This is a genomic window from Amphibacillus indicireducens (assembly GCF_039539605.1).
Classification (GTDB): domain Bacteria; phylum Bacillota; class Bacilli; order Bacillales; family Amphibacillaceae; genus Amphibacillus; species Amphibacillus indicireducens.
Window position 1 is genome coordinate 1 of the sequence record NZ_BAABDL010000165.1, and the last position, 2335, is coordinate 2335.

Consider the following 2335-nt stretch of genomic DNA (forward strand, 5'->3'; position numbering starts at 1 on the left):
CTCTGTTTTTCATGCGATGGCTATCTCCGTTCATATGAAGAATCTCACATCGATGAAGGAGACGATCAAGAATCGCTGTAGCGATACCTTGATCTCCAAGCATTTTACTCCAACTATCAGGTCCTTTATTCGACGTTAAGATAATGGAACTTTTTTCATATAAATCACTGACTAACTGAAAGAATAGATTGGCTTCATTCGTTTCCATAGGCATAAACATCATGTCATCTATAATGACCAAATTTGATTTCCTAACACGGTTTAACCGTAGTTGAGACTTTCGTACATACTCTTCTGTTTTAAGTAAGGAAATTAATTCTGCCATTGATACAAAAGAAACTTGTTTGCCTTGCTTAATAGCTTCTAAACCTAAACCTATGGAAATATGCGTTTTCCCCACCCCTGGTGGGCCAAGTAATAAAAGATTAAAAGCTTGATTTAACCATTCGAATTCTTTTAGTTGACTAATTTGTCGGTCACTTAAGACAGCCGCTTGAGATGTATTAAAACTGTCTAGTGTTCTCTCAAATGGGAATTGTGCCCATGTCATATATTTTTGAATCATCTTTTCTTCTCGGCGTTTTTCTTCATGATTACATAGAGCCACAAGTAGTTCCTGATAGGTCCAGGACCTCTGCTCTGCTTCTCTTAATAAAGTAGGAAGAGCATCTGCAGTTTCAGTCATTCGAAACTGCTTGAATTGGCGCTGAAGGTTTTGTGTTGTTCCTATGATGATCTACCTCCTAATAGGTCTAAATACGCGTCTAAGGTTCGTTCTTTTGCTGTTATCTCTTGGTATATCTCCGGTAAAGTAGGGCTTTCCGGAGTGATATTTCCTGTCTGGACATGGCGACGGGCGATTTCTCTCGCTACGTCTCTCAATTGATTAGCACTCGTAAAGTTCAGTGCGATACATTCGTCTAAAGCTTCTTCTATATAGTCACCATCTCTTTCGGCTACTTGCTCCATAACACGTAATTGGTCACGGATATGTCTTGGGTAGTTTTCTTTTAATGTATGGATGAATTCCTTGGCTTTTTCTTTATCTCTAAAATAGATTAAGACATCGCTTATATGTTGATTTAGTTTTTGTTTCTTCTCTTGTTCTCGGCCATGTAATGGGTTTTTGACTAAGTTTCCTTTCCCTTTAGAAAGAGGGTGCGCATCAATCCATTTGCCTGTTTTATAATCATATAAATCTAAAAACCCGTCACGTTCGGAGACACGAACTTTACTATGCTTTTGTGGTTGATACGTGCCTATAGGCACAGAATAATAATTTGATTTATATTGAATCGTATTGTCTTTCAAAACAGTCTTTGTTATACTTTCATTGTTCGATCGAATGATTTTATTTGAAACCGGAATGAGGTGTGACTTTTCTAGGGCATACACTTTTTTCGGTTTCTTTTTTGTTCTTTCGTGGACTTTATCATTTCCCGTTCTTACCAGCCACCGTTCGCATTGTTCCTGCCATATATTTAGTGATTGGAACCGTCTACCACGTGCAAAGTTATATTTGATGTACTTAATGACTGATTCGATTTTACCTTTTGACTCTGGATCAGCTGCTCGACAAAGATAGATCAAAAATTGTCGTTCCTGTCTATACGCTTGGAATTGTTTCGTGTACAGAATATCTCCATTATTTTCACTGACAACCATGAGTTTGTCTTGATCGTATACAATTTCTTCTGTTCGACCACCATAGTATTCAAACGCATTTTCATGAGCTCTGATGACATCGTTTGTTGTAAAAGGCTTTTCTTGCCATTCTGCGTACTTATAACGTGAATGCGAGAGGACAAAACCAATGCAATACAACTTCACATATTTTCCATTCTCTGTTCTCTGTATCTTCATTTCTCCAAAGTCGACTTGCATTTGTTTGCCCATAGGTAGCTCAGGAACCGCTTCATAATTGCGATAAGTCATAACTTTTGGAATTCCATACTGTTCACGTAACTCTTTAACGTATGAGCGAATGGTACTTGGTGCAGCCTCATAGTAATTAAACTGTTCTTTCAACCAATCTTCTACTTGTGCTGCGGATAATTCAGGTTCATCACTCAACCATTCAAGAATCTTCTTTTTATAAGGATCCAATTTTTTCGAACGAGACTGTTGGGATTCTATCCAACGAACAGACTCATCTGGATCTTTATCTAGATAGGTTTTCACTGTATTTCTATGAATGCCTAACATGCGTCCGATTTTCGCATTCTTAAATCCTTTCTTTTTATAATGATGTACTTTTGCGATTGTATTCAACTTTTCAAAATCCACCTTTTCCTTCTCCTTTAACCAATAAACTTACTTATTTAGTTTATCAAAT

The 2335-nt window shown here is 37.3% G+C and carries 2 protein-coding genes; both read right to left on the reverse strand.

Annotated features, from left to right (window positions below; genetic code table 11):
* The coding region (gene istB, locus ABD814_RS13200; RefSeq protein ID WP_425549090.1) for an IS21-like element helper ATPase IstB at positions 1-733 on the reverse strand (733 nt) is incomplete at its 3' end.
* Positions 727-2286: an IS21 family transposase gene (gene istA, locus ABD814_RS13205; RefSeq protein WP_344914198.1), complete on the reverse strand. Its 1560-nt coding sequence runs from the start codon at positions 2284-2286 to the stop codon at positions 727-729. The genes istA and istB, both read right to left, overlap by 7 nt.
* Positions 2287-2335 lie beyond the last annotated feature (49 nt).